Below are 26812 nucleotides of genomic sequence, written 5' to 3'. Positions count from 1 at the left end.
TTATATATTAGAGTGCACCTTACGATCAAGTGCAGCAATCATTCTTCTGCTTTCCTTATAGTCCTGCTCTCTTCTTTTCTCTACTTGCATTCTGACATCATGCTTTCGTTTGTACACCTCATAACCAATCCCATGGGCTCCATGCATTGCCTTTTCCATTTCACTTGTGTACGAGATACTCTCAAGAGAGTCGATAATGAATCATTCCTTTCAGGTTTTTAATTACGTTACAACTATACTACCCCCTCGTTCACAAGACAAAACCAGTATAGGGTCATTTTTTCTTAAATTCACCTTTTCAACCTGACTCCGAGGGGCTACCATTAAGTTTTCACAAAATTCCGCCATTATACTGCCAATTAATAGCTTTTTTAATATATATTCATTTTATTGAATAAGTATTTAGTACTTGGTGATCACAAACGAACTTTCCACCTCATATTAAATAAAATAGCTTTTTTCATAAACATTGTCGCTATTTTACATAAAGAAAGTACGGCCGGTGAGTATCCTTGTCGATCTTTTAGGGTCTCTCCCACTGTTTTCGGGCAGCTTCCAAAAATGTAATTTTTCTATTGAACGGATGGTAATTTGAAAACAGGGACCGTTCCTTTTCGTTCCAGGCACTTGCTTTCCGCGGGGAGGAAGTCGAGCCTCCTCGGGCTTTGCCCTGCGGGGTCTCGACCTTTCTAGCTCCGGCGGCTAGCCCCTCGAGGTCATAAGCTAAATGGTCCAAGAAGGCAAAGAACGCCTTCTTAGGCCCATTCATCTTATGCTTGTCGGGGCTGAGCGAGCCGCATCCGCTTTTCTACTTTTCCTCTATTTCCCGCAGGAGTCAAGTGCCTTCCGCTACAATCCACTCTGTGCTACTACTTTATGGCTGTTAAACGCTAACTTCAAGAAAAGTCACCTCACCATCCAACACACTAATTGACAAAGCCCAGGAAGATTATGTAATTGAATGAAAAGCCTTGTTCAAACACTAATTTCAACAAAAAAATCGAAGAGGATTCCTCCCCTTCGACTCATCCCTTACTTATTGTTTTAACTGATTCAAATCCTGAATCGATTGCTGTACTAAAGTCACAGCCTGACTCATGACAGCTCCGCCGCCAAATGCAGCCGTTACTCCTATTGCTTCAAGGATTTCTTCTTCTGAACACCCTTGATCCAGGCATCCTTTTGTGTGATAGATGATGCAATATTCATCCTGGGAATAAAGACTTATTCCTAACGCGATCAACTGCTTTTCTTTTTTTGAAAGAACTCCTTCTCTAAAGCAGTGCTCGGTAAACGTATTATACTGCTCGGCAAGCTCAGGCATTTTTTCAGTGAAGATTCCAAGTCCCATTTTATAATCATGAAGGGCAGCTTCTGTTGTATTTCTTGGTTCTATCTGCATTTCATTCAGCTCCATTTCTGAAATAGATTCATCGAAAATAGTATGAGCTATAATGGAAATGATTATGTTTAAAAAAAATACGGTAAGTACTTATCCAGAAAAGAAACCCGATTTTGATCAATCAGAATCGGGTTTCTTATTTACGCTATATGAAATTATTCGGTCACCGGAACAACTGCCCCATCCCATTCCTCTTTAATAAAGTCCTGGATTTCTTTTGAACGAAGAGCTTCAACAAGCGCCTTCACTTCCTCTTTGTTTTCGTCACCTTTATTCACAGCAATCACATTCACATATGGAGAATTACTGTCTTCAATGGCGATCGAATCTTCCAAAGGATTCAAACCTGCATCGATCGCATAGTTGGAATTGATCAGAACAGCATCTCCCTCTTCATTTTCATACAATTGTGGAAGAAGAGCTGCTTCATATTCGTAATCGAATTTTAGTTTCTTTGGATTTTCTTTAATGTCTTCCAGCGTTGCTTTTGTCTTGTCTACTCCATCATTCAATGTAATAAGACCTTTTTCTTCTAATAACGTAAGAATACGTCCGTGATCTGCTACAGAATTACTCATTAGAATCGTTGCACCTTCAGGCAGCTCTTCAAGGGATTTGTACTTTTTAGAATAAACGCCAATCGGCTCAATGTGAATGCCGCCAGCATTTTCAAAATCATAACCGTGTTCCGCTTTTTGAGATTCTAAGTACGGTACATGTTGGAAATAGTTTGCGTCAATATCCCCATTATCCAGATCTTTATTTGGCAAGATATAGTCTTGGTACGTTTCAATTTCTAAATTGATACCTTTCTCCTCTAATAAAGGCTTCACTTGTTCAAGAATTTCAGCGTGAGGAATATTGGAAGCTCCAACCACTAATTCTTTCTCGTCGCTGCCTCCTCCTGATTCTGAATTACTCCCACATGCTGCCAATCCAAAAATGCTTGTTGCTGCAATAACTCCTGCTACCCATTTTTTCATGATATTTCTCTCCTTTTACCGTTTATCTAATTTATTTGTAAAGAAATCACCTAATATTTGAATCGCAAACACAATGAGTAAGATCATAATGGTTGCGGCGAGCGTCACGTCTTCCCTGCTTCGTTGAAAGCCATCTAAATAGGCCAGGTTTCCTAAACCGCCTGCTCCGATGACCCCGGCCATTGCCGTATATCCAACGAGAGCAATCGCTGTTACTGTAATTCCTGAAATCAAAGCCGGCATGGATTCCGGGATCAGGACTTTCCAGATAATTGTGCTCGTTTTCGCCCCCATCGCTTTCGCGGCCTCGATGACGCCTTTGTTCACTTCTCTTAAAGCAATTTCTACCATACGGGCGTAAAACGGAGCAGCTCCAATGATCAGTGCCGGCAAAGCTGCATTCGCTCCACGGATTGTGTCCAATAAAAACTTGGTGAACGGAATTAACAACACGATCAATATAATGAATGGAATCGATCTGAACACATTTACGACTGCACTTGTAATCGTGTATGTCAGTTTGTTATCCCATAGATTTTCCTTAGAGGTGAGGAAGAGCAAAATCCCAAGGATCATTCCGAGTACAAAGGTAATCACTACAGACATCCCTGTCATATACAGGGTTTCGAGGGTTGCTTCCCACATCTTGTCCCAATCTACATTTGGAAATAAATTTTCAATCATCCTCTTAACACCTCCACTTGAACCAGTTGCGTTTGAACAAACGTCAATGCGTCTTTAATGGTCCGTTCATCCCCATCAAGGTGAACAAATAACGTTCCATAGGCACCTTTTTGAGTTTGGGAGATTTGTCCTTGAAGGATGTTTACGTCTAAGTCAAACTTCCTTATCAGAGTGGTGATGAGCGGTTGCTCGGTTGATTCACCGACAAAAGTAAATTTCAACACTTTCCCATTAGGATATTGCATCAATAGGTGATCAATGGTTTCACCCGTTTCTTTTACTTGCGAGACTTCTCTCACGAAACGCTTTGTCACTTGCTCTTGTGGATTTCGGAACACTTCCAATACATCCCCGAGTTCCACGACTTTTCCCTGTTCCATGACTGCGACACGGTGACAGATCTTCTGAATCACGTGCATTTCATGAGTGATCAGGACAATCGTCAGCCCTAAGCGTTTATTAATATCCACCAATAAATCAAGAATGGAATCAGTTGTTTGTGGATCTAGAGCGGAAGTAGCTTCATCACATAGAAGGACATCAGGATTGTTAGCAAGTGATCTTGCAATCCCCACTCGTTGTTTTTGTCCGCCGCTCAGTTGAGAAGGATAGGCATCTCCCCTGCCTTCCAATCCTACAAGCTTCAATAATTCATTGGCTCTATGGAGTCTCTCTTTCTTTGGTACTCCAGCAATTTCTAATGGGAACTGTATATTTTCTAATACTGTACGAGACCAGAGGAGATTAAAGTGTTGAAAAATCATGCCTATGGACTGTCTTGCTTCCCGAAGCTTTTTACCCTTTACACGGGAAACGATTTGACCATTTACGTCCACTATTCCTTCTGTAGGAACTTCGAGACCATTGAGCATGCGGATCAGCGTACTCTTACCTGCTCCACTATAGCCAATCACTCCAAAAATTTCTCCTTGGGCAATCTCGATATTGACGCCATCAACGGCTGAAATTGGACCCGATTTGGATTGATAAATTTTTTTCACATCTGAAATGGTAATCATGTTGTATTCCACCTTCTTTCGGAGTAAAACGACCTGTTTAATCAAGATTATGGTTGCACATAGCTGGCATTTTCCGGTTATCTTTTTCTAAATCATTAAAAAATGCCTCTCTGCGATAAGCAGAAAGGCATAATCATATAGGACTATCCTTTCTCTCATCTTTCAAAGCAAATGCTTTGAGTGAATTGGCACCATTTCAATTTTCATTGACGGTTGCCGGGCTTCATAGGGCACGTCCCTCCACCTCTCTTAATAAGAGTAAAGTATCGATTATTAAATTTTTTTAAATAGTTAAAGACTCTGAAAATTTGCTACAAGAGAGATTCTATCATCGGTTATAGAGTGTGTCAATTATTTTTTAAACTTTCACCGGCTCTTTTCCCCTTGACCTCGTAAGCCAAAGGACAGATTCAACAAATAGAAGCGGTCGATACCCTCCTCTGATTTCAAGTGCCCCGGCTTCGATCAGTTGAGACAACCGTTCTTCCCCTGTGAGTAGGGAAACCACTTTTTCCTCCATTCCTTCAATTACGAAATGAGCGTCTTCACTCAAATCATCTAATACATCGCATCCCTTGCTCGAAATAGAAATACCGTACAAATCTTTTCCACAATCAAAATGAAGAACAAATGGGCTGTCTGGAAATAAGAGTCGTAAGTGATATCTTGAATGACACTGATCTACTAATTCCTCTAAATATATTCGCATGAATACCCTCCCAGTGAAACTTCTATATTATTACAATTCCACTTTTAGGTATTTTTCCCTTTTATACTTTCTCGACATGTTTTGAACGTATTCATCTAATTTGTCGAACAGTAAGAATTTGGATGGATACTAGTCAAAAAATGATGCCATTCGCAATATTTCCCGAGAAATATGTCTTCGTTTGTAGAAAGAAAATCGTTTAGAAAGAGACATATAAAAAAGACCTTCTCCCAAAAGGTCTCTTATCCCTCTAACGATCAGTGATCTTGTTTAAGGTTTCATATAGAAATGGCACGGATTGGAAGGCATAAATCCTCTCCCACTCGACTCCATCCTTAAATAATAGCAAGCAGGGTACACTTTCGATGGATTGTTCTTCCGCAAATTGGGGCAAATAATTCAAGTTGGCCTTCACAAAATGAAAAGATTGCGGAAGCTTTTCCACTACGTCAATCATTTTACTTGCCACCTGACAGGTGCCACACATCGGTGTATAAAGGTAAACGGCTTCAAGCGTATGGCCTTCAATCAGATCGTTTAATGCTTCGGTATTACTTACCTCAATCAAAACTAGATCATCCTTTTTCCTAAATATTCTTTATGAACGTCTATATTGGCTCCAATCAGGACAGACGCCAGGTGATACTCGGGAGCTGCTGCCACTTCCTTGTACATACGATCAATGTACAAATGTTCAGCTTCAGGAAACTCACGTTTAAATTGCTTTCGTAATTTTTCACCTGCATCATCAGCATCTACGAGGATATAGACATCCCTTTCCAATAATGCATCAATGAGTTCGTCCATTTTCGTAATGCTAATGGTCCCGTTTGTACAAATAATTTCAATCGGTTCTTTGATGATATCTTTCACTTTTCGTTTGTCAGTTGTTCCTTCGACAATGATTACTTTTTCGTCAAGTTCCATCATGATCATCACCTTATCTTTCAGAAATAAGATTACGATAGTATATTCAAATAACAAGAGATGATGTCCACTTTCTACTTATATTTTCTCATGTTTATAAAAAAATGCGCAAGTGGTTTGCCTATCTGCTTATACAAATGGTGCCAGATTCATTGTCGAATCTGGCACCATGGGCATTTCTAACACCAGCCACCCTCATCACAATCTGTGTATCTTGCTTGATCGCCTTCCGTGGAAGTGTAGCTTTGATAAATTTTATTTTCTTTTGCTTCAAAGTTTGGCTCCATGCTTAATCCATCAAGAGGTAAAGCCATTCTGCCGATTGGCTGATTATCCAAATATAGTTCTACTTCACCATTTTTCAGTTTTCCTGTCACCCTGTTGGTTACATCTAATTTCTTAGGCTTGAGCACCATACGTATTCATCCTTTCTTTTTAGAAGGCATTTTTCGTAAACTTTGTTGTTTTAATAAAGCGTGCAGTGGTTGATTTCCGCTCCAGGTGCTCGCTTTCCGCGGGGCGTGAGTTGAGCCTCCTCGGGCTTTGCCCTGTGGGGTCTCAACTTTCCCGCTATTCCCGCAGGAGTCGAGCACCTGCAGCGAGAATCAACCTTCTAAGCATGAGGCCCTGTTCTGCTAAGCTGGGTTGCTCGTTCGAATACTAGCTGAAAGAGGAGAACTTCCCCTCACCACCTAGTTCACACTGAATCACACAGCACTGGCAGTCTATATATTAAGAACAACAATTGTTGCGAAAAGAGCTTTCTTATAAAAAACGTCTACTCATATGGTGCCCAAAATAAAAAACAAAACACCTTGAGAAATTCTCAAGGTGCATGGTAGAAATTATCCTTCATTAATCATTTCGTCATACTGTTCAGCTGTCATAAGCTTGTCTACTTCTCCAGCGTCTGAAGGTTCAACAACGATCATCCAAGCTTTTTCATAAGGTGATTCGTTCACGAACTCAGGGCTATCAGACAGCTCTTCATTCACTTCTACCACCTTACCGGATACAGGTGCATATAGCTCAGAAACGGTTTTAACCGATTCAACACTACCGAACGGCTCGTCCGCTTTGATCTCATCTCCAACCTCTGGTAACTCAACGAATACGATATCGCCCAGTTCAGATTGTGCAAATGATGTGATTCCCACTCGTACATTTTCCCCTTCAACTTTGACCCACTCATGTTCTTCAGAATAACGAAGTTCTTTCGGTGTACTCATTCTCTATCCCTCCAAATGCTAGTTATACAACCTAATATTGACACACTTTTCATTAAAAAAGCAAGAAAACCTAGCATGAATAATGAAACTTTTTCATTGTCCATGATTTGGTAATCCCAGACCTCTTTTTACTTCCAGGTTTCTTCAAAGGTTTCTTCCTTGAAACCAACTGTCACCTTACTTCCATCCGTAGTGATTGGACGCTTGATCAGCATCCCGTCCGTGGAAAGTATTTCTAATAATTCCTCATCGGAAGCCGAGTTTACTTTATCTTTCAAGCCTAATTCCCGATACTTTTTACCACTTGTATTAAAGAACTTCTTAAGAGGTAATCCGCTCTTTTCATGTAGGTTTTTAAGCTCGTCTTTTGTAGGGGGGGTTTCAACGATATGTATTTCATTAAATGCTATGTTTTCATCTTCCAGCCACTTCTTTGCTTTCCGGCACGTACCACACTTCGGATATGAATAAAAAGACAACGACATCATTCCACCACCTTTCATTTATCTGGATGGGGACTCCCCATCCAGAATACACATTCCTCGAATCTATCTCTACATTCGACAATATTCTTTATTATCCTTCTTTTGTGAAACATTACTCACATTGTTTTTCAACCGTTTCAACCAGTTCCTTTAGTAGGACAGTTGCATTATCCAATTCAAGAGAATAGAAGCGCTGGGTTCCTTTTTGCTCTAAAGAAACTAATTGTTGATCTCTCAGGATCTTTAAGTGATGAGAAACAGCAGGGCGGGATAAAGTTAGATTTTCAGTTATCTGATTAACCGTAAGAGGTTCTTGTTCGGCAAGAAGTAATATTATGTCCTGACGATAAGGATCACTTAGCGCTTGAAATAATGGAATGCAAGCACGAAATGTATCAATTGCTTTTTGACCCATAGTCTTCTCCCTTCAAACTCATTCACATTCAATTATACCCGTTCTTGCACCTTGCGAACAATATTTGTGACCATTTTCCTCGGCATAAAACGGATGGACTGGGTCAGCATTCTATTTTTGAAACCTGGGATGATAACTGTTTTGTTCTTCGTCATCATTTGGTTATATCCCTCATCTACCACTTCTTCCACACTCATCACACCAGACTGAAATAGTTTTGAAGACTTCAGGTCAGCTGCATCACTGAACCCCGTTTGGGTAGCTCCTGGGCACAAAGCGGTTACTTTCACTCCGTGCGGTGCCCATTCATTCGCCAAGGCTTCTGAGAATGAAAGGACATACGCTTTTGTTGCATAGTAAACGGCCATTAATGGACCCGGCTGGAATGCTGCTGTTGATGCTACATTCAGAATTTGTCCACTATTTCTGCCCACCATTTCTTTTCCAAAATACTTACTTAGCTCTGTAAGGGCAGTGATATTCACTTGAATCATGTCCAGTTCTTTGGATAGTTCAGTTCGCTCAAACTCCCCAAACAATCCGAATCCTGCATTATTGATTAGGAAATCCACCTGGATCCCTTTTGCTTTGACTTCCTCATATAACGTTTCCGATGCTCCTGGTTCGGAAAGGTCTGATGGTATGACATATGCTTTCACACCGTACTTACTTTTAATTTCTTTTGATAGAATACGAAGCTTCTCCTCACTTCTTGCTACAAGAATCACATCATGACCTGAACCTGCAAATTTATGACTAAAGTGCAAGCCTATACCACTTGAAGCCCCTGTAATTAATACTGTTTTATTCATCTATGATTACCACCTTATCTTTAATGTTTAAACACTTAAACGTTTAAGTGTTTAAACATATAATAATTAATTGAGTTGTAGATGTCAAGTTATGAACAAAATTAAGGGACGGACCTCCATTTCAGAGGTCCGTCCCTTAAACTACTTAATTAAACTGTATATTTTTGTGCGTCTATCAGCTTTTCAGATGCCGCTCGTTTGACTGCGATCACGTTGATCGGTGTATGGCGGGTGAATTTACGGAGTGCGGATAGCATCATGCGCAGTGTGTCACCCGTTTCAGTTGCTACCAGCGTTTCTTTGGCATGTTGTTCGATTTCATTGAATGCTTCTTGACAGAAGATTTGTGTGTAAAGAAGTTTTTGCTGAGCTTTCTCTACTCCACCTTTTTGAATGGCTTTTTCTGTTCTAAGAACAACGGATTCCATCGCGTATGCGTTCGAAACGATATCGGCAATGTTCACAAGAATTTCCTGTTCTTTTTCAAGGGCTTTACCGAACTTTTGAGCCGCTAAACCAGATAGCATCAAGCCGATTTTCTTCGCGTTTTTCACAAGGTATTTTTCTTGAGCCAGTGGCTCATCTCCTACTTCTTCAGGCATAAGCATCATCAATTCCTCTTGAAGGGCCTGTGCCTTTTGAAGTAATGGAAGTTCACCTTTCATTGCTTTACGAAGGTACGTGCCAGGAACCAGAAGGCGGTTGATTTCGTTTGTTCCCTCAAAAATGCGGTTGATACGGGAGTCACGGTACATTCTTTCAATTTCATATTCCTGCATGAATCCGTATCCTCCGTGAAGTTGAACACCTTCATCTACTACATAATCCAGTACTTCTGTTGCGAAGAATTTATTCAGTGAACACTCAATCGCGTATTCTGCAATTGATTTTGCCACTTCTGTTCCGTTCTTCACTTCTTCATCCGTAAGCTTGCTCATGCGATCCTCGAACAATCCTACTGTACGGTAAACGGAGCTTTCTGCTGCATATAATTTAGACGCCATTGTTGCCAGTTTTTCTTTTGTCAGGTTGAAAGCAGAAATTGGAGTTTTAAATTGCTGACGTTGATTCGTGTATTGTACCGTTACCTCTAATGCACGTTTACTCGCTCCGACAGCTCCTACCCCTAATTTATAACGGCCGATGTTTAAGATATTGAAAGCAATGATATGGCCTTTCCCTGCATCACCAAGAAGGTTTTCCACTGGAATTTCAGCATCTTCCAGGATTAATGTACGGGTGGATGAGCTTTTGATACCCATTTTCTTCTCTTCCGGCCCAGTTGAAACGCCTGGGAACTCTTTTTCTACGATGAACGCCGAGAAATGCTCCCCATCGATTTTCGCATACACAACGAATACATCAGCAAATGCAGAGTTTGTGATCCACTGCTTCTCACCATTTAAAATGTAGTGAGTACCTTCTGCATTCAATTTAGCTGTCGTTTTAGCACCCAGTGCATCTGAACCTGAACCCGGCTCCGTTAATGCGTATGCTGCCAGTTTTTCACCAGTCGCCAATGGAGGAAGATATTTTTGCTTTTGTTCTTCGTTTCCGAACAGAACGATTGGCAGTGACCCGATTCCAACGTGTGCACCGTGAGAGATGGAGAATCCGCCTGCACGTGACATTTTTTCAGCAATCAGTGCCGAGCTCACTTTATCCAGGCCCAATCCGCCGTACTCTTCAGGAACGTCAGCACCCAAAAGGCCAAGATCCCCCGCTTCTTTTAACAGGCGAACGGAGTGGTCAAATTCATGGTTTTCCAGATTATCGATGACAGGTACAACTTCATTCAACACATAATCCTCGGTTGTTTTGGCAATCATTTTTTGTTCATCAGAGTATTCCTCCGGTGTGAAAACTTGCTCACAGCTTACATCTTCAATTAAAAAACTTCCACCCTTGATCAGCTTTTCTGTTTGATTCGCCATTTCGAATCCCCCTAAAAATTATTATTTTGAAGGAGCAGTGGGCCTCGGCATTCGAGGTCCGTCCCTCCTATTAACCTATTAATTCAAAGACGCCGGCTGCACCCATTCCGCCTCCGATGCACATGGTGACGATACCGAATTGCTGGTTTCTGCGTTTCATTTCGTGTACGAGGGAAAGGGTCAGCTTCGCACCTGTACAGCCCAGCGGATGACCAAGAGCGATGGCTCCACCGTTTACGTTCACTTTTTCTTCATCCAGACCCAGCTGACGAATGACTTGGATGGACTGAGAAGCGAATGCTTCGTTCAGTTCAAATAGTCCGATATCCGACAGCTCCAATCCCGCCATCTTCAAAGCCCGTGGAATCGCCTCGACTGGACCGATTCCCATGATTTCCGGCGGAACTCCGGCTACTGCAAAGCTTCTGAACTTCGCCATTGGTTGCAGTCCTAATGAACCAGCCTTTTCTCTATCCATCACCATGACAGCAGCTGCTCCGTCACTCGTCTGGGATGAGTTCCCTGCCGTTACAGAGCCCTTCACATTGAAAGCCGGGCGTAACTTAGCCAGAACTTCCGAGCTTGTTTCAGCACGTACCCCTTCGTCTTTTGAAAATTGGAATGATTTCTCCACCAGTTTATTTTCATTGCTTACTGAACGATGAAGCACATCAACCGGTACGATTTCATCGTCGAATTTCCCTTCAGCAATAGCTTTTGCCGCTTTTTGGTGACTTCTTACCGCAAATGCATCCTGATCTTCACGGGATACTCCGAACTTTCTTGCCACCTGCTCAGCTGTATGCCCCATACTCATATAGTATTGAGGCGCATTTTCAGCAAGCTTGGCATTCGGGCGGACTACGTGACCCATCATCGGAACAAGACTCATGGATTCAGCTCCACCTGCAATCGCTGTATCAGAGTGCCCAAGCATGATTTTTTCTGCAGCATAAGCAATGGATTGCAACCCGGATGAACAATATCGGTTAATCGTGATTGCCGGTACTGAATCAGGCAGGCCCGCAAGACCACCGATATTTCTAGCCATGTTTAACCCTTGTTCTGCTTCAGGCATCGCGCATCCGATGATCAGATCATCGATGTTGCCTTCATAGTTTCCTGCACGTTTGAGGGTTTCTTTAACTACAAGTGCCCCAAGATCATCTGGCCGCACCTGTGCTAATGATCCTTTTCTTGACTTTCCGACTGGTGTTCTTGCACCAGCAACAATGACTGCTTCGCGCATGAAATTCCCCCGCTTTCTAATATGATATAAACGCTGATTAATTGCGTAATGGTTTTCCTTTTACAAGCATGTGCTGCATTCTTTGCTGTGATTTAGGCTGAGCAACAAGACTCAGGAATGCTTCTCTTTCAAGATCCAACAAGTACTGTTCGTCTACTTCTGTTCCATATGGTACTTTTCCGCCTGCGATCACGTAAGCAAGCTTTTTCGCGATCATCAGATCATGTTCTGAAATGAAGCCTGATTGGAGCATGGATTGAGCTCCAAGAAGAAGGGTTGCATATCCTGTTTCACCTACAACGGGTACCTTCTTGCGGATCGGAGCTGAGTATCCACCTTCGTATAGGCTTAGTGCAGCCTGTTTTGCATCGTATAACAGATGATCATTGTTTACACTTACTCCATCCGCATTATTTAAGAAGTTGTTGTCTCTTGCTTCATCACCAGATGTGGAAACCTTCGCCATTGCAATTGATTCGAATACTTTATTGGCTACTTTTTGAAGATCGAATTCCACTCCATTTGGAAGGTTCGCTAAGTGCTTCATATAAAGTTCTTTGTTTCCGCCGCCTCCAGGGATTAATCCAACACCGACTTCGACTAAGCCCATGTACGTTTCCATGGAAGCCTGGATGTGAGCAGCCGGTAAGCAAACTTCGCTCCCGCCGCCTAATGTCATGCCGAATGGTGCGGCTACCACTGGCTTGGATGAATATTTGATCTTCATCATCGCCTGCTGGAAGTGCCTGACGACCATATCGATTTCAAATACGTTGTCATCCTGTGCTTCCATCAGGATCATGGCAAGATTTGCTCCTACACAGAAGTTCTTGCCCTGGTTTCCGATGACGAGTCCTTTATAATTCTTCTCTACTTCATCCACTGCAAAATTGATCATTTGCGTTATGTCCATTCCGATCGCGTTATTTGGAGAATGGAACTCAAGAAGCGCGATTCCATCTCCGATATCTATTAAGCTTGCTCCGGAATTCTTTTTGATAAGCTTTCCTTGCTTCTTAAGAGCCTTTAAGTCGAGTGCCTTCGGGTTTCGCTCTACAAGTTGGTAGTCTCCATTGTGATAGAAGTAACGCTCTCCATCTTCTTCTTTATAGAAAGTGGAGTGACCTTCAGCGAGCATCGTTTCTACCCACTCAGGTACCTTTAGGCCTTCTTCCTTCATGCGGGTCACAGATTTTTCAACACCGATTGCATCCCATGTTTCAAATGGGCCCATTTCCCATCCGAAGCCCCATTTCATGGCCTGGTCGATGCCTACGATATCATCAGCGATTTCACCATGCAGCCGGGCTGAATAATTTAACACCGGGGACACGATATTCCATAGGAGCATGCCTGCTTGATCTTTCGCATAGACAAGTGATTTTATTTTATTCTTTAATCCTTTTTCATTCTTCGCCATTTCAAGAGAAGCGGTTTTCAGCTTTTGACGTGGCTGATAATCCATCGTTTCAGGATTAAGCTCCAGGATCTCTTTTCCTTGTTTCAGGAAAAATCCCTGGCCGCTCTTGCTCCCAAGCCAGCCATTTTCAAGCATCTTCTGCATGAAGGCCGGTACTTCAAACACCTTCTGCTCTTCCCCTTCCACTTGGTCGTACACATTCTTCGCAACATGAGCGAATGTATCAAGTCCGACCACATCAAGTGTACGGAAAGTGGCACTTTTCGGTCTTCCGATCGTTGGACCCGTAATGGAATCAACTTCTCCTACAGAGTAGCCGCCTTTCAGCATTTCTTGAACAGTGATGAGCAATCCATAGGTTCCGATGCGATTTGCAATGAAGTTTGGTGTATCTTTCGCCATCACGACACCCTTACCGAGCACATCTTCTCCAAATGTCTTCATGAAGCTGACTACTTCCGGATCCGTGTTCTTCGTCGGAATCACTTCAAGAAGCTTTAAATAACGAGGCGGATTGAAGAAATGCGTGCCTAAGAAATTCTTTTGGAAATCATCGCTTCGCCCTTCTGACATAGCCTCGATTGAAATCCCGGATGTATTTGAACTTATGATGCTTCCCGGTTTACGGTATCGTTCCACTTGTTCGAACACTTTTTTCTTGATATCTAAATTCTCAACGACTACCTCAATGACCCAGTCACAATCCCCGATATTTTGAAGGTCATCCTCGAAGTTGCCTGCTGTAATGAGTGAAGCGTTTTGCTTTGAAGTCAATGGCGCCGGTTTTTGTTTAAAGAGCTTTTTTAAAGCGTTTTCACTAAATTGATTGCGAAACGCCTTGCTCTCTTCTGTCAGTCCCTTTGCTTTATGTTCGTCGGTTAATTCTCTTGGTACGATATCTAATAACATTGTCGGGATGCCGATATTTGCAAGGTGAGCGGCAATTCCTGAACCCATGACTCCTGATCCTAACACTGCGGCTTTCTGAATTCTACGAACCAATGGTATTTCCCCCTTTTACACACTTTGAATGAATAGTCATTCATTTTTTACTCAAAAAAAAGACTCGAATGAGTTCCTGTTACATCTAATATATCTGATTTTCTAAAATATCGCAATATTTAAAAGAGTAAAAATGATAAATTTTACAAAAACTTTGATGTTTTTACTTTGTCATCTTCTTCCTCCATAATGTAGACTTGATAACACTATAATGCCTTTTTCAGGATATGGAGGTTCGAATGAAAAACCATACAACATCTATAACGATACTTGAAACCAGTGATATTCATGGACATATATTCCCTTACTTATATGGAACGAAGGAGAAGGCAACTGTTGGTTTAGGTAAACTGGCAACCTTTATTAAAAGTGTACGAAAACAAACCGGGAATGTTCTGGTCATTGATAATGGAGATCTCTATCAAGGCACTCCCCTTACTTATTATTATATGAAACAAGCTCGTCATTTGCCAAACCCTTTTGTTTCAATTTTACATGAAATGAATTATGATGCAGCCGTGATTGGCAACCATGAATTCAATTATGGGATGGAACCCTTACGTAAAGCGCAACAAGATGCAGAGTTTCCTTTTTTATCAGCAAATATCCTTGATAATAGGACGAAGAAACCTTACTTTGGGCTCCCTTACTTCATCAAAGTACTACCTAACGGGGTAAAAGCAGCCGTGCTTGGCGTGACGACACATTATATTCCAAACTGGGAAAAGCCCTCTCACATAGCAGATCTGGAATTTAAAGATGCCTTTACCTCAACTCAGAGTTGGATTTCCTACATACACAAAGTAGAAAAACCTGATGTGATGATTGTGTCGTATCATGGAGGTTTCGAAAGAGATATTCAAACGGGTTTAACGACTGAGAGACAAACTGGTGAAAACCAAGGCTATAAAATTTGTCAGGAAGTAAAAGGAATCGATGTGCTGCTCACTGGTCATCAACACCGAAAACTTGCCGGCACCATCAATGGGATTTCAATCGTACAGCCGGGAATGTATGGTGGGACTATCGGACAAGTAACCATTGAGTTACAACGAAACAAGCAAGGATGGACTGTGTTAAACAAGGAGACTCAGATCGTTTCCATGGAGGGAATCGAGGCCGATAAAAATGTCCTTTCCTTAGCCTGGGAGGTTGAAAGCAAAACACAGTCCTGGCTTGACCAACCCATAGGTACGATTGAAGGAAATATGCTGATAGAAGATACATTCGAGGCTCGTATCAGGGAACATCCATTCATTGAGTTCATTCACCGCGTACAAATGGAGGCAGCTGATGTTTCCATTTCAGCAACCGCACTATTCAGTGAATCTCAACGGGGGCTGCCGAATATGGTCACAATGAGGGATATCGTGTCTAATTATATCTATCCAAATACGTTAATCGTTCTCGAAATAACAGGGAGAGACATACGTCTTGCCCTTGAGCGTTCGGCATCTTATTTCGCTGTGAACCAAGCAGGATCGCTTAGTGTGAATCCGAATTTCACCACTCCTAAACCTCAGCATTATAACTATGATATGTGGGAAGGAATTGACTACGTGTTGAATATCAGCCATCCAATAGGAAAGCGGGTTACTTCCCTGCTTTTCAACGGGGAGCCCCTGCAAGAAAATAAACATTACCAAGTCGTCATGAACAATTACCGGGCAGGTGGCGGCGGGGAATACACCATGTTCAAGAACAAACCGATTATCAAAGAAATACAAATCGACATGACCGAGCTGATTGCTGACCACTTCCTCAAATATAAAACGATAAAAGCTGCCTGTAATCACAATTGGAAAGTTGTTGTCGATTAAGAGGGACGGACCTCCGTGAAGGTCCGTCCCTCTTCTGCATATAGAACATCATAAAATTTATAGGATCCGGGAATCTTAGTAATGGAGGTGTTCGACATGGCTAAGCATAAGAAAAATCCTTCCAAGGCTGGAGTGAGTGCAGCAAGTGTGAAGGGGGACGCTGGTCCTACCGTTGATTTGGACGGCGGCGGAAAAAGAAACAGTCAAAACAACCAATTTAAGAAGCAACCATAGTGTGTTTTAGGAAATTGCGCCTGATTTTGCTGATCAGGCGCTTTTTTTCGTGGGATGATGGGATCGGGGTGGGTGATTGGCGATTCGTTGGGGATTTAAAAGGCTTTGGGAAATTTATCGACCGTTATTTCGATATATCAACCGTTATCCGGATTTATCGACCGTTCTTTCATTTAATCAACCTTGTTATCAATATATCGACCGTTCGACAAATTCCGCTAAACACAAACACTATTCCCCTCCCTTCCTAACCACACACTAATCCCCAAACTTTTCCCTTCCCCATACAAAAATTAACTTTGCCTTGTCCCCACTTTTACAGTAAACTAAGAATATAAATTCTAAGTTGTCAGACCTCCTACTTTATCTATCACAACCTAAGGTAGCTCGTCTGTTTTTTAAAGTACAGTAATGAGAACGTTTACAGTAAAGGAGACTATGTGAATGAAACGCAGACTTTTGTTTTTTACGATTGGACTTTTTATTTTGACAATGGGTGTTGCCCTGATTATTAAATCTGGTTTAGGTGCCTCTGCCTGGGATGCCCTGGCCGTTGGGGAATCGAATATGTTTGGGATTACGGTTGGAACCGCTGTTTTCATAAATGGGATTGTACTGATCGGCCTTAATGCTCTTATTATGAAGAAGAAGCCTGATGTATTGGCTGCGGGGTCCATTCTTGTGATTGGCCTTTTGATTGATTTTTGGTTACTGGTCGTCTTTAATGATTACGCTCCCGAGATGCTGATGAATCAGGTGTTCACCCTTGCTTCAGGTATTTTGACAATGGGACTTGGAATTGCGATTTACTTACAGGCTAAATTCCCTGCTAGCCCTATGGATACACTTATGGTGGCCATCCATACGCGTTTCGGATTAAATCTTCGTAATTCGCGAATCATCAGTGAAGGATTTGCCCTGTCACTGGCATTCCTGTTTAAGGGAGATATCGGAATCGGTACGATCATTGTTACGCTCCTATTAGGATTCGTGGTTCAATATAGCTTCCCAATGTTCGAACAGCTCTTTGAAAGAAAATCATTGGGTAAAGCAGCTGTCTCTGCTGACTAATCAATAATAAAAAAGCAATCTTCCAAGTGGAAGATTGCTTTTTTATTATTGATATATTTTGGCTCATCCTGAATGAGGGGTGGCTCGTGCCCGGCACCAATTGTTCTGTTTACGTGGAACTTAATCCCCCTTTAGAATTCAAGAGCTCATTGATACGCTTTCTCTGGCTCTTATTTGCAAGCACATAAAGTGTATCATTTGCTTTGATGACAGTGTCACCCATTGGAGTGATCAGTTCATTGTTGCGGATAACCCCTGAAATCAATGTTTTCTCAGGCAGATTGATGTCCTTGATCGCCTTGTTTGTAATATAGGCATCGTCGTTGATGAGAACTTCGAGCATTTCATTGTTTGTTTTACCGATTGAAACGAGTTCTATGCTGTGAGCGATTGGCGGTTTTTCTTCCCCAGCAAGATTCAGATAGTTGGCTAAAGGTGAGATGGTCGTTCCTTGTATCAGAGCGGATAGAAGAACAACGAAAAACACGACGTTGAAGATGACTTCATTGTTTTCGATATTGGCAACCATTGGATACGTTGCCAATACGATTGGTACCGCGCCCTTCAAACCTGCCCATGAGATGAAGAACTTTTCTTTAATGGAGAAACTCTTTGCCAGGGCAAGACTTAGATACACTCCCAGTGGTCTCGCTACTACAATCAATAGAATCGATAGGACGATCCCTTGCCACGCAATGCTTGGCAAATGCTGAGGGAAAACCAATAATCCGAGCAGGATAAACATGACGATTTGCATCATCCACGCAAACCCTTCATTAAAACGGACAATGGAATGTCGATAGGTCAATTCCTGATTCCCTACTACGATCGCCATGATATAGACAGCTAATAGACCACTCGCTTCAAGAATGCTGGTAAATGCGTAAGTGAAGATAGCCAGTGAAATGGACAGAACAGGATACAAACCGGATGAATCAAGATTGATCCGATTAATGATCCACACCGATGCCCATCCAAGCGCCAGCCCAAGTACCAGGCCCATGCCCATTTGCCAAAAAAAGCTTAAAATCAAGGTAGCAGGATTTAATCCGGGAAATTGGATCAATTGCAAAAAAGCTACCGTCAAAAAGATTGCCATCGGATCGTTACTGCCTGATTCAGCTTCCAGTGTAGAAGAAATTTTCGGTTTGATGTTTTTGTTGCCTAAAACGGAGAAAACCGCTGCAGCGTCCGTCGAACCAACGATTGCCCCAAATAACATCCCTTCCAGCCAGCTTACATCGAGGATGAACTTTGCTGCCACCCCAATCGAAAGTGTGGTCACAATGACTCCAATGGTTGCCAGTGATAATGAAGGTTTATAGACACTTTTCACATTGCTCCATTTTGTCTGAAGTCCACCTTCAAACAAAATGATGATTAAAGCAAGTGTTCCGATGAATTGTGTCATTGGAGCATTATCGAAGAAGAAATATGTATTTAGTACCATACCTACGATGATAAATAATATAAGTGAGGGGACGCCTAATCTGGTGGAGAACTTGGCGGTTATGACACCGACTAAAAGCAAGAGGCCAAGCAGTAAAGTCAAATTATCAATGGTGATTTCCATTTTATCGCCTCTTATTCATGAAGATTATTCACTTTTATTATATTATATTGTGAATACCGTAACAATTAAAAAGCCTCTTCTCTCTTCTATTCAGCAATAATATTCCCATTAGTCGTTTAGGGATACCTTCTCTTCTTAACTAGGGATGGCTGGCTTCGCCTATAAACAAAAATAAGACTCCATGAACATCCACAGAGTCTTATCACTAATTGCAATTATTTCTTCATGACACCTTTTAAAACAAAGGCGACGTTGGCTGGTCTTTCAGCCAGTCTTCTCATAAAGTATCCATACCAGTCAGTACCGTACGGAACGTATACGCGCATTTTGTAGCCTTCTTTGACCAGTTCATGCTGCCGTTCCACACGGATACCAAACAGCATTTGAAACTCGAATTGATCACGTGGGATATTGTACTCTTCCACGAGTCTTTTCGTATATTCGATCATCTCATCATCGTGTGTGGCAATGGCTGTATAATTGCCGTTTAATAGATGAGTTTTAATAATTTTTTTGAAATTATCGTCTACATCCTTCTTTTCGGGAAACGCAACTTCAGGTGACTCTTTATAGGCCCCTTTTACTAGACGCAGATTGGGGGAATACGCATTCAGATCATCCATATCCTTTTCTGTTCTATATAAATAGGCTTGTATAACCGTGCCGATGTTATCATACTCAGACTTTAACCGCTTGAAGATATCAATGGTCTTCCCACAACGGGAGTAGTCCTCCATATCAATGGTCACGAATACATTATGCTTGGTTGCTTCATCAAGAATCAATCGCATATTCTTCATGACAACCTCTTCGGAAATATCCAGCCCCATTGATGTCATCTTTAGGGACAGCTGAGATTTCAGGTTTTCTCTCCCGATTGCACGAACAGCCTCTACACATTCTAGTGCCATTTCGTTTGCTTCACGCTCATTGTCCACAAACTCTCCTAAATAGTCGATCGTTACAACAAGATTCTGACTATTCAGTTCGCGAATAACCTCAACTGCCTGCAGAATCGAAGACCCTGCAACGAATCGGCCGGCTCCAAAACGCAGGCCATATTTCTTAGCGAGCTTTGTCATCGGCTTATTTTTTGAAAGGAATAAAAAGAAATTACGCATTGCTTGCTCCATGTTGCTTACCCCCTGAAAAAACATATACATCATACTATGAAACCGTTTTCTTTATTGCTAAAAAAGAAAATGTTCGTACTATAATATATCTACCAACATTTTATCACCTTTTAAGCGTTTTGAATATACTTTCAATACGTTCTTAGTAGAATATTATCGAAATTTGTATACACGTGAATAATCATGTTGAGCATTAGGAAAAATAACCTTTGCCCTATGATTATAAAACTTTCTTAAGGGGTCGTATACAGGGTAATATTACCTATTGATCATATTAAGAAAGTCAATTGAAGGAATGAAAAGGAGGAAAAGAATATGCAACAACAACCTCAACAAGGAAGCCAGCAACAAGCCTATACGGAGCCGCCACAGATGCTTACCACAAAGGATTCATTATATTTAAATGACATGCTTGCTTGGAATTTAAATGCTATGAAAAAGTGTCATTTCGCCGCAGCTCATTGTCAGGATGCTGAGATTAAAGCTGAGCTGGATAAGTGCGGGCAGATGCATCAGCGTCACTATCAACAACTACTAGCACATTTGAACACGACTAACCAAAACCAAAACATGATGTAGAAAGGAGTTCTCTTATATGAATCAACAAAATCAGCAAAAAATCCAAAATCCCCAGACTCAAGTACCGGCTACACCACAGACGAATGATCGTGACTTCATCACCGATGTCCTGTCTCACGAGAAATATATGACGGCTTCTTATTGTACAGCTCTGAACGAAGCGAGTCATCAAGCACTATATCAAGACCTACTTACAATTTTTAATGAAACACAAAATGCTCAACGCGAGCTTTACAATGAAATGTTCCGCAAAGGCTGGTACAAGCTCGAGGCTGCCGACAGTCAAAAGATTCAACAATCGTATCAACAGCACCAGCAGTATTCTTCTCAATTTCCCTATGGGTATGGCGGTCAGGTTCAATAATGCAGAAGGCAGACGCTGGTCTGCCTTTTTTGTTGGGAAGTGCGTTTGGGGTGAGGCTGGTATAGCTACGAGTTAGTAGCTTATCGGGATGAGACGGGGCATTTTTGGCAAATTGAAAATAAAAGTAAAGTTTTGAAAATAAAAGTTTGAAAGTCGATAATAAGCGAGCAAATGTCAATAATAGATCCCACAAACTCGTTTAAAACCTCCCTCTGCCTCCCTGTCCCGATCAAAATAAAATAAAAAAGCACCCTCTTATACAAGGAAGGGTACTTCCACATTAAAATTTTTACTCTTCATTCTTTTTCCTATTCATTTCAGCGCGATGAGCTTCATTCATCACTTTTATCTCTCCAACAATCCGTTTCATCTCATCTTTCCCCTCAGGATATAAAGAATTCCAATGCTTCACGAGAGCAGGCATGTTTTTCGCGATGAATGAATAAAGAGCGTACTGGGTGACCATTTCTTTCTTGTCCGAATCGGTCTCACCTACTAATAGCTCAGTGTACTTTTCAATCAATGCATCAAATTGTTCGGGAAATTCTTTCATTATCTTAAACCTCCTTGTGAATATTGAGCTATGTCCTTTTCACTCGACAGGTTTGCGGACATGTTTTACAGCGATACTGTTCTCCATTTTCCAGTCTATAGGAGAAGCAGCACGTTTTGCGAACACGAACGTTTTCCGTTACACCTTCTACATTTACTTTACTACTATAGTAACGGGCTAGTGGATTTCTGTGATAGCGACCGAACCATTGGCTGTGTTCATCCAAAAGCAACTGACGGAATTGTTCATCCCTCTGCTTTCTCATTCCTTCACTTAAAAGGAAGGCATCATTCTCGTATATCCAGAAAACATATACGGCGATGTTTTCCCACAGTATGAGATTAGATAGCTTCGTCGTTTTCTTTAACACCTGAATCACTTTATCAAGATGCTCCCGAAAAACCGACTGAATAAATGCCTCTTTTTCCTTATGAGAAGTAAATTCAGTAACGGATGCGTCTTTTATATAAAACTGGGGCATCCATAAACCATTCTTGTCTCCATCTATGAGAATAAGATTTTCCGGTTTAAGGTTTAATTTCTTATTCCAATATGTCATCGCCATCAAGCCCATTGCCGCTACGAAAGCATATCGTTTCATGAATAAGGAAGCCGCTACTTTGAGATCCTCTGTTCCAATTAATGCAACCCTTTCAGAAAGGTAAGCCTTCATCCCTTCCTCATCTAAAAATGAGCTTGCTTCTTCCCCTTTAAAAGCAGGTGACCACTCTTTATGAAAACGATATTTCTTAAGGGTCTCCCACTGTTCTTGGGTGAGAGCATTCATCCCGTCTCACCCACGGCATTCAGAATGCAACGGCCTTTACCAAATGGGATGCATAGCGGGGTTCCAAACAAAGGATCTCGGGATACCTGACAATCCATATCAAACACATTCTTCACCAGCTCACAACTAATCACATCTTCAGGCTTCCCTTGGGCATAAATTTGCTTATCACGGATGGCAACAATATTATGAGCATAGCGACAGGCTAAATTCAGATCGTGCAGTACCATGACAATTGTTCGCTGTTCTTTCTCGTTGAGTTCGAATAGTAAATCAAGAATTTCAATTTGATGGGTCATATCGAGATAGGTAGTCGGTTCATCCAACAAAATGATGTCTGTGTCTTGCGCTAATGTCAGGGCGATCCAGGCACGCTGTCTCTGTCCCCCTGAAAGTTCATCCACTTTCCGGTGCTGCAGCTCTTCCATCTTCGTTGCCTTCAGTGCATCCTGGACAATTTCTTCATCCTTATGGGACCACTGCTTCAGCCAGGTTTGGTGAGGATAACGACCTTGCTTTACCAGCTGCAGGACGGTCAACCCCTCAGGAGCCGTTGGCGATTGAGGGAGAATGGCCATTTTACGAGCGACTTCTTTCGTTGATAAACGAGAGATTGCTTCCCCATCTAACAGAACCGATCCTTGTTTCGGCTTAAGCAATCTGGCAATGGAACGAAGAAGAGTGGATTTCCCGCAGCCATTTCCACCGATAAAGACCGAAATCTCCCCTTTTGGAATGTCAATATTCAATTCATCAATAATCGTTCGTTCCCCGTAAGATAGAGTCAAATCCTTCGTTTGTAAAATGTCACTCATTAATGGCCAACTCCTTTAAGAATTTCTTGTTTTAAATAAAAGATAGATAAAATATGGTGCTCCGATTGCTGCTGTAAATACTCCGGCTGGAACTTCCAGCGGCAGGAATAGAGTTCTGCCTATCAAATCTGCTACCATCACGAGGATTCCACCGATAAAGGCAGCAGTCGGAAGTAACGCACCGAAAGAAGATCCAACCATTCTTCTTGCCATATGAGGAGCCATCAAGCCTACAAAGCCAATTCCTCCTGCAAAGGCAACCGCCCCCCCTACTAAAGCCGTTGACATCAATAGAAGCAAAAAGCGTTGTCGCTGAACGTTCCCTCCAACACTTGTAGCAATTTCTTCCCCAAGTTCCTGGATATTCAATTGACGGGTTATAAAGAAGCTTAACAGGATAAAGACCAGGCTCCACGGAAGCAGAATCCATACGTCCTGCCAATCCGACCCGTTCACGGTACCTGTAATCCAAATGTTTGCCTGGCTTGCTCTATAAATAGGGCCAAGTATCATAAGAAGTGTTGTCAATGCTTGTGTCAGAGCTGATATCCCGATTCCGATCAACACGAGCCTGACAGGAGATACACCTTTTCTCCATGCCAAGAAATAAACTAAAAAGGCAATGACTGCCGCCCCTATAAAAGCAGCAACAGGAAGCCATTTAATACTGACCATCAATGTATTATCATCATTGCTGAAAACGGTCAGAAAAGCGACGACAGCTGCTCCTGCCCCTCCAGTTATCCCGATAATGTCGGGAGATGCCAAAGGGTTTCGGATCATCCCCTGTAAAATCCCCCCTGCCACGGCCAATGCCATCCCGGCCAGCAGGGCAATGATAATCCTTGGAAGTCGAAAAGACGTAACAACAAGCTGTTCTAAACTTGTTCCGCCTCCAAAGAAGACGCTAACGACCTTCCAAGGTGCTATTTTCAAATCGCCTATTCCAGTACTCATTATCAGGACGAGTAAAGTGATGACCCCTAATATCATAATTTTTTTCATGGCTGATAAATCAACGAGCATAGAAACCCGGTCCTGAAGCCAACGTTTTCCTATAAATCTATTCATCGGTTAAAACCCCTTCCTTGCAACGTACACGAAGAATGGTGCACCAATAATGGCTGTCATAACACCAACCGGCACCTCCTGGGGCATGATGATGTAACGGGCTCCAATGTCAGCGGCTAATAGTAAAATCGCTCCGAGTAATCCTGAGTAAGGGATTAACCAGCGATGATCTACACCAATGATTTTCCTGGCAAGATGAGGGATGACAATTCCGATAAAGCCTATTGGACCGGCAACGGCAACAGAACCTCCAGCCAGCAGTACGACAACAAGTAATGCGATAAATTTAATCAAGGCTGTTTTAAGGCCCAACCCTTTGGCAACATCTTCTCCCATGGCAAGTATATTCATTTTACCTGCTAACATGAGCGCAAGGATCCAGCCTGCCACAATATAAGGAAATACTCCGGATAAAATATCAAGGCTTCTCCCTTGAACAGAGCCTGCAAGCCAGAATAATACCTGCTCTAAGGCTGCTTCATTCAGTACAAGCAAACCTTGTGTGAATGACGAAAACATCGCAGTGATGGCTGCTCCTGCTAACGTCAGCTTCATGGGAGTCAAGCCTTTATTCCCGACTGAGCTGATGACATACACTCCGACAGCGGCTAAACCAGCCCCTAAAAACGCCAGCCACGTAAAGGATTGAAGATTGGTTACCCCAAATAACGTAACCGCCACTACCACCATAAAGGCACCACCGGCATTGATCCCGAAAATACCGGGAGATGCTAACGGATTCTTCGTCAAGGTCTGCATCAGGACTCCTGAAATTGCGAGGGATGCCCCTACTGTCGCAGCGATAAGTGCCCGCGGTAAGCGGATTGTCTGGAGCACAATATGCTCAGTCGATCCATCCGGGTTGATAAACGCTTCAAACGCTACTCTCCATGACGTATCCGTATACCCGAAGACAATGCTGACTCCTATACACAATACGAGAAAAAGAATGGTTCCTATAAACAGAATAAATTGTTTTTGAATTTTCATTATGTGTTAACCTCTCTATCCCTTATTGAAATTCAATAAGGAAAGGAAAATCTATTAATGCTCACGTTCTTTTCTTCTTTTACTATTTTAAAGAAGAATGAAACAACCGTCAATGACTTTGAAAATCATTATCATTTAGATGTTGACAATGAAAACCTTCTCAACTAATATAAAAAGTATAAATGATAATCATTATCAACCACAAATTATTTTTCAGGAGGATTTATACATATGAAATTAAGAAGTTTTATGTCTTTATTACTCATCGCTTCCCTTCTACTTTTAGCAGCTTGCGGGAATAATGAAGAGGAAAAAGAAGAATCTGCAAGTAACGATGATAAGAAAGAAGAAACCTATACAGTAGAACACGCAATGGGTACGACTGAAATCGAAGGAACTCCTAAGAAAGTTGTCATCCTTACAAATGAAGGAACAGAGGCTCTTCTCTCTATGGGCGTGACACCTGTTGGTGCAGTACAATCCTGGACAGGCGATCCTTGGTACGATCATATTGCCGACGATATGAAAAATGTTGAAGTCGTCGGAACTGAAAGCGAATTAAATATGGAAGCCATTGCAAAACTTCAACCGGACCTGATTATCGGGAACAAAATGCGTCAAGAGGAACAATACAATCAGTTGAAGGACATCGCTCCAACGGTCATGGCGGAAACACTTCGCGGTAACTGGAAAGAAAACTTTGAATTATACGCTAAAGCAGTAAACAAAGAAGAAAAAGGTCAAGAAGTCTTAGCCGAGTATGACCAACGAATTGAAGATCTTAAAGGAAAACTTGGAGATAAACTTAACCAGGAAGTATCTATGGTACGCTTTTTAGCAGGTGACGTACGTATCTACCATAAAGATTCATTCTCAGGTGTGATCCTGGATCAATTAGGATTTGCCCGTCCTGAAGGTCAGGATGTTGATGACTTTGCTGAAAAAGGTGTGACGAAAGAGCGAATCCCTGCGATGGATGGAGATGTGTTATTCTACTTCACATATGAAACGGGTGATGGGGAAGCGAACAAGCTTGCTGAAGAGTGGCTGAACGATCCTCTATTCCAAAACCTTGAAGTAGCAAAACAAGATAAAGTGTATGAAGTAAGCGATGCTATTTGGAACACTGCAGGTGGCGTTATGGCAGCGAATGCCATGCTTGATGATATCGAGAAGTTTTTCCTGGAGCAGGAATAACCAAATGAGACTGGAAAAGGGACATTCCTTTTCCAGTCTTTTTTTGACCTTTTTTTAATGGTTCTTTCGCAGAGATTGTTGTTATAAAAACAGAAGCTGCCAAAGCTCTGTCAACCAGTATGCGCTGGATGGTGAGGAGAAGTGGAACTGCTCCCGTTAAAATGTGTAGGTATGTATATTTATCTTCATTAAGAAACTCATGCATAGTGTTGATTCTCGCTGCAGGTGCTCGACTCCTGCGGGAATAGCGGGAAAGTTGAGACCCCACAGGGCAAAGCCCGAGGAGGCTCAACTCACGTCCCGCGGAAAGCGAGCACCTGGAGCGGAAATCAACCAGCACTTTCCTTTTAAAAGC

Annotated in this window: 29 protein-coding genes and 1 riboswitch; of the genes, 6 read left to right on the top strand and 23 right to left on the bottom strand. The window is 42.0% G+C overall.

Translation table 11 applies throughout. The features are described from left to right. The 16 genes from Q1B03_RS16370 to Q1B03_RS16295 all read right to left on the bottom strand — a co-directional run bounded on the left by Q1B03_RS16370 (window position 1) and on the right by Q1B03_RS16295 (window position 14270). Window positions 1-159, bottom strand: coding sequence for a hypothetical protein (locus Q1B03_RS16370; protein WP_299743659.1), 159 nt, complete (start codon window positions 157-159; stop codon window positions 1-3). 877 nt (window positions 160-1036) lie between these two features. Beyond that, window positions 1037-1402: a carboxymuconolactone decarboxylase family protein gene (locus Q1B03_RS16365; protein WP_299743656.1), complete on the bottom strand. Its 366-nt coding sequence runs from the start codon at window positions 1400-1402 to the stop codon at window positions 1037-1039. Window positions 1403-1557: 155 nt separating this feature from the next. Next, window positions 1558-2385, bottom strand: a complete 828-nt coding sequence (locus Q1B03_RS16360; RefSeq protein ID WP_299743653.1) for a MetQ/NlpA family ABC transporter substrate-binding protein — start codon at window positions 2383-2385, stop codon at window positions 1558-1560. Between the two features lie 15 nt (window positions 2386-2400). Continuing rightward, window positions 2401-3069, bottom strand: coding sequence for a methionine ABC transporter permease (locus Q1B03_RS16355; protein WP_299743651.1), 669 nt, complete (start codon window positions 3067-3069; stop codon window positions 2401-2403). Then, the gene (locus Q1B03_RS16350) at window positions 3066-4088 is read right to left on the bottom strand and encodes a methionine ABC transporter ATP-binding protein (RefSeq protein WP_299743648.1); all 1023 of its coding nucleotides are present in this window, start codon (window positions 4086-4088) and stop codon (window positions 3066-3068) included. Before Q1B03_RS16350 ends, Q1B03_RS16355 begins: the two co-directional genes overlap by 4 nt. Before the next feature lie 152 nt (window positions 4089-4240). Continuing rightward, window positions 4241-4347, bottom strand: a riboswitch (SAM riboswitch). A gap of 99 nt (window positions 4348-4446) precedes the next feature. Continuing rightward, on the bottom strand, window positions 4447-4797 hold the full coding sequence (locus Q1B03_RS16345; RefSeq protein ID WP_299743645.1) for an SCP2 sterol-binding domain-containing protein: 351 nt from the start codon (window positions 4795-4797) through the stop codon (window positions 4447-4449). A 250-nt stretch (window positions 4798-5047) separates the two neighbouring features. Then, window positions 5048-5365, bottom strand: coding sequence for a thioredoxin family protein (locus tag Q1B03_RS16340; RefSeq protein ID WP_299743642.1), 318 nt, complete (start codon window positions 5363-5365; stop codon window positions 5048-5050). 2 nt (window positions 5366-5367) lie between these two features. Continuing rightward, complete coding sequence (locus Q1B03_RS16335) at window positions 5368-5727, bottom strand: toprim domain-containing protein (RefSeq protein ID WP_044338481.1); 360 nt, start codon at window positions 5725-5727, stop codon at window positions 5368-5370. Between the two features lie 176 nt (window positions 5728-5903). Further along, the gene (locus Q1B03_RS16330) at window positions 5904-6140 is read right to left on the bottom strand and encodes a YusG family protein (RefSeq protein WP_299743636.1); all 237 of its coding nucleotides are present in this window, start codon (window positions 6138-6140) and stop codon (window positions 5904-5906) included. 429 nt (window positions 6141-6569) lie between these two features. Then, entirely contained in the window at window positions 6570-6953 is a 384-nt protein-coding gene (gene gcvH / locus Q1B03_RS16325; protein WP_044338178.1) for a glycine cleavage system protein GcvH, read from the bottom strand. A 128-nt stretch (window positions 6954-7081) separates the two neighbouring features. Further along, the gene (locus Q1B03_RS16320) at window positions 7082-7438 is read right to left on the bottom strand and encodes an arsenate reductase family protein (RefSeq protein ID WP_299744017.1); all 357 of its coding nucleotides are present in this window, start codon (window positions 7436-7438) and stop codon (window positions 7082-7084) included. A gap of 112 nt (window positions 7439-7550) precedes the next feature. Then, complete coding sequence (locus Q1B03_RS16315; protein WP_044338179.1) at window positions 7551-7853, bottom strand: helix-turn-helix transcriptional regulator; 303 nt, start codon at window positions 7851-7853, stop codon at window positions 7551-7553. A 32-nt stretch (window positions 7854-7885) separates the two neighbouring features. Beyond that, complete coding sequence (locus Q1B03_RS16310) at window positions 7886-8665, bottom strand: SDR family oxidoreductase (RefSeq protein WP_299743624.1); 780 nt, start codon at window positions 8663-8665, stop codon at window positions 7886-7888. Between the two features lie 149 nt (window positions 8666-8814). Next, window positions 8815-10599 (bottom strand): acyl-CoA dehydrogenase family protein, encoded by a 1785-nt coding sequence (locus tag Q1B03_RS16305; protein ID WP_299743621.1) that lies wholly within the window; start codon window positions 10597-10599, stop codon window positions 8815-8817. 70 nt (window positions 10600-10669) lie between these two features. Continuing rightward, the gene (locus Q1B03_RS16300) at window positions 10670-11848 is read right to left on the bottom strand and encodes an acetyl-CoA C-acetyltransferase (RefSeq protein WP_148970072.1); all 1179 of its coding nucleotides are present in this window, start codon (window positions 11846-11848) and stop codon (window positions 10670-10672) included. A 37-nt stretch (window positions 11849-11885) separates the two neighbouring features. After that, complete coding sequence (locus Q1B03_RS16295) at window positions 11886-14270, bottom strand: 3-hydroxyacyl-CoA dehydrogenase/enoyl-CoA hydratase family protein (protein WP_299743616.1); 2385 nt, start codon at window positions 14268-14270, stop codon at window positions 11886-11888. Window positions 14271-14509: 239 nt separating this feature from the next. On the opposite strand from Q1B03_RS16295, the gene Q1B03_RS16290 reads away from it, so the two are divergent. The 3 genes from Q1B03_RS16290 (at window position 14510) to Q1B03_RS16280 (ending at window position 17395) form a co-directional block, all read left to right on the top strand. Beyond that, window positions 14510-16090: a bifunctional UDP-sugar hydrolase/5'-nucleotidase gene (locus tag Q1B03_RS16290; RefSeq protein ID WP_299743614.1), complete on the top strand. Its 1581-nt coding sequence runs from the start codon at window positions 14510-14512 to the stop codon at window positions 16088-16090. 96 nt (window positions 16091-16186) lie between these two features. Then, a complete protein-coding gene (locus Q1B03_RS16285; protein ID WP_299743611.1) occupies window positions 16187-16324 on the top strand; it encodes a YuzL family protein in 138 nt (45 codons plus the stop codon). Window positions 16325-16768: 444 nt separating this feature from the next. Next, window positions 16769-17395: a YitT family protein gene (locus Q1B03_RS16280; protein WP_299743608.1), complete on the top strand. Its 627-nt coding sequence runs from the start codon at window positions 16769-16771 to the stop codon at window positions 17393-17395. 109 nt (window positions 17396-17504) lie between these two features. Here the strand turns inward: Q1B03_RS16280 and Q1B03_RS16275 are convergent, their stop codons facing one another. Then, a complete protein-coding gene (locus Q1B03_RS16275; RefSeq protein WP_299743605.1) occupies window positions 17505-18968 on the bottom strand; it encodes a potassium/proton antiporter in 1464 nt (487 codons plus the stop codon). A gap of 215 nt (window positions 18969-19183) precedes the next feature. Beyond that, on the bottom strand, window positions 19184-20101 hold the full coding sequence (locus Q1B03_RS16270; protein WP_299743602.1) for a proline dehydrogenase: 918 nt from the start codon (window positions 20099-20101) through the stop codon (window positions 19184-19186). Between the two features lie 315 nt (window positions 20102-20416). Here Q1B03_RS16270 and Q1B03_RS16265 point away from each other — a divergent pair, with 315 nt between their 5' ends. Both Q1B03_RS16265 and Q1B03_RS16260 read left to right on the top strand, forming a co-directional pair. After that, window positions 20417-20680 (top strand): hypothetical protein, encoded by a 264-nt coding sequence (locus Q1B03_RS16265; RefSeq protein ID WP_299743599.1) that lies wholly within the window; start codon window positions 20417-20419, stop codon window positions 20678-20680. A 16-nt stretch (window positions 20681-20696) separates the two neighbouring features. Further along, window positions 20697-21044, top strand: coding sequence for a spore coat protein (locus Q1B03_RS16260; protein ID WP_299743596.1), 348 nt, complete (start codon window positions 20697-20699; stop codon window positions 21042-21044). Window positions 21045-21333: 289 nt separating this feature from the next. On the opposite strand, the gene Q1B03_RS16255 is transcribed toward Q1B03_RS16260, so the two are convergent. Genes Q1B03_RS16255 through Q1B03_RS16235 form a run of 5 tightly spaced genes read right to left on the bottom strand, consistent with a single transcriptional unit; the run spans window position 21334 to window position 25260 of the window. Beyond that, complete coding sequence (locus tag Q1B03_RS16255; protein ID WP_299744014.1) at window positions 21334-21600, bottom strand: DUF2573 family protein; 267 nt, start codon at window positions 21598-21600, stop codon at window positions 21334-21336. A 25-nt stretch (window positions 21601-21625) separates the two neighbouring features. Beyond that, window positions 21626-22384, bottom strand: a complete 759-nt coding sequence (fhuF, locus tag Q1B03_RS16250) for a siderophore-iron reductase FhuF (protein ID WP_299743593.1) — start codon at window positions 22382-22384, stop codon at window positions 21626-21628. After that, window positions 22381-23199: an ABC transporter ATP-binding protein gene (locus Q1B03_RS16245; RefSeq protein ID WP_044338193.1), complete on the bottom strand. Its 819-nt coding sequence runs from the start codon at window positions 23197-23199 to the stop codon at window positions 22381-22383. The genes fhuF and Q1B03_RS16245 overlap by 4 nt, the downstream gene beginning before the upstream one ends. Before the next feature lie 15 nt (window positions 23200-23214). After that, a complete protein-coding gene (locus Q1B03_RS16240) occupies window positions 23215-24270 on the bottom strand; it encodes an iron ABC transporter permease (RefSeq protein ID WP_299743587.1) in 1056 nt (351 codons plus the stop codon). A 3-nt stretch (window positions 24271-24273) separates the two neighbouring features. Further along, complete coding sequence (locus Q1B03_RS16235) at window positions 24274-25260, bottom strand: iron ABC transporter permease (protein ID WP_299743585.1); 987 nt, start codon at window positions 25258-25260, stop codon at window positions 24274-24276. 231 nt (window positions 25261-25491) lie between these two features. On the opposite strand from Q1B03_RS16235, the gene Q1B03_RS16230 reads away from it, so the two are divergent. After that, a complete protein-coding gene (locus tag Q1B03_RS16230) occupies window positions 25492-26457 on the top strand; it encodes an ABC transporter substrate-binding protein (RefSeq protein WP_299743582.1) in 966 nt (321 codons plus the stop codon). Window positions 26458-26812: the final 355 nt, after the last annotated feature.

It is taken from the genome of uncultured Rossellomorea sp., assembly GCF_947488365.1.
Classification (GTDB): domain Bacteria; phylum Bacillota; class Bacilli; order Bacillales; family Bacillaceae_B; genus Rossellomorea.
Note: the sequence above shows the minus strand (reverse complement) of the source record. Positions and strands in the feature narration are given on the sequence as shown.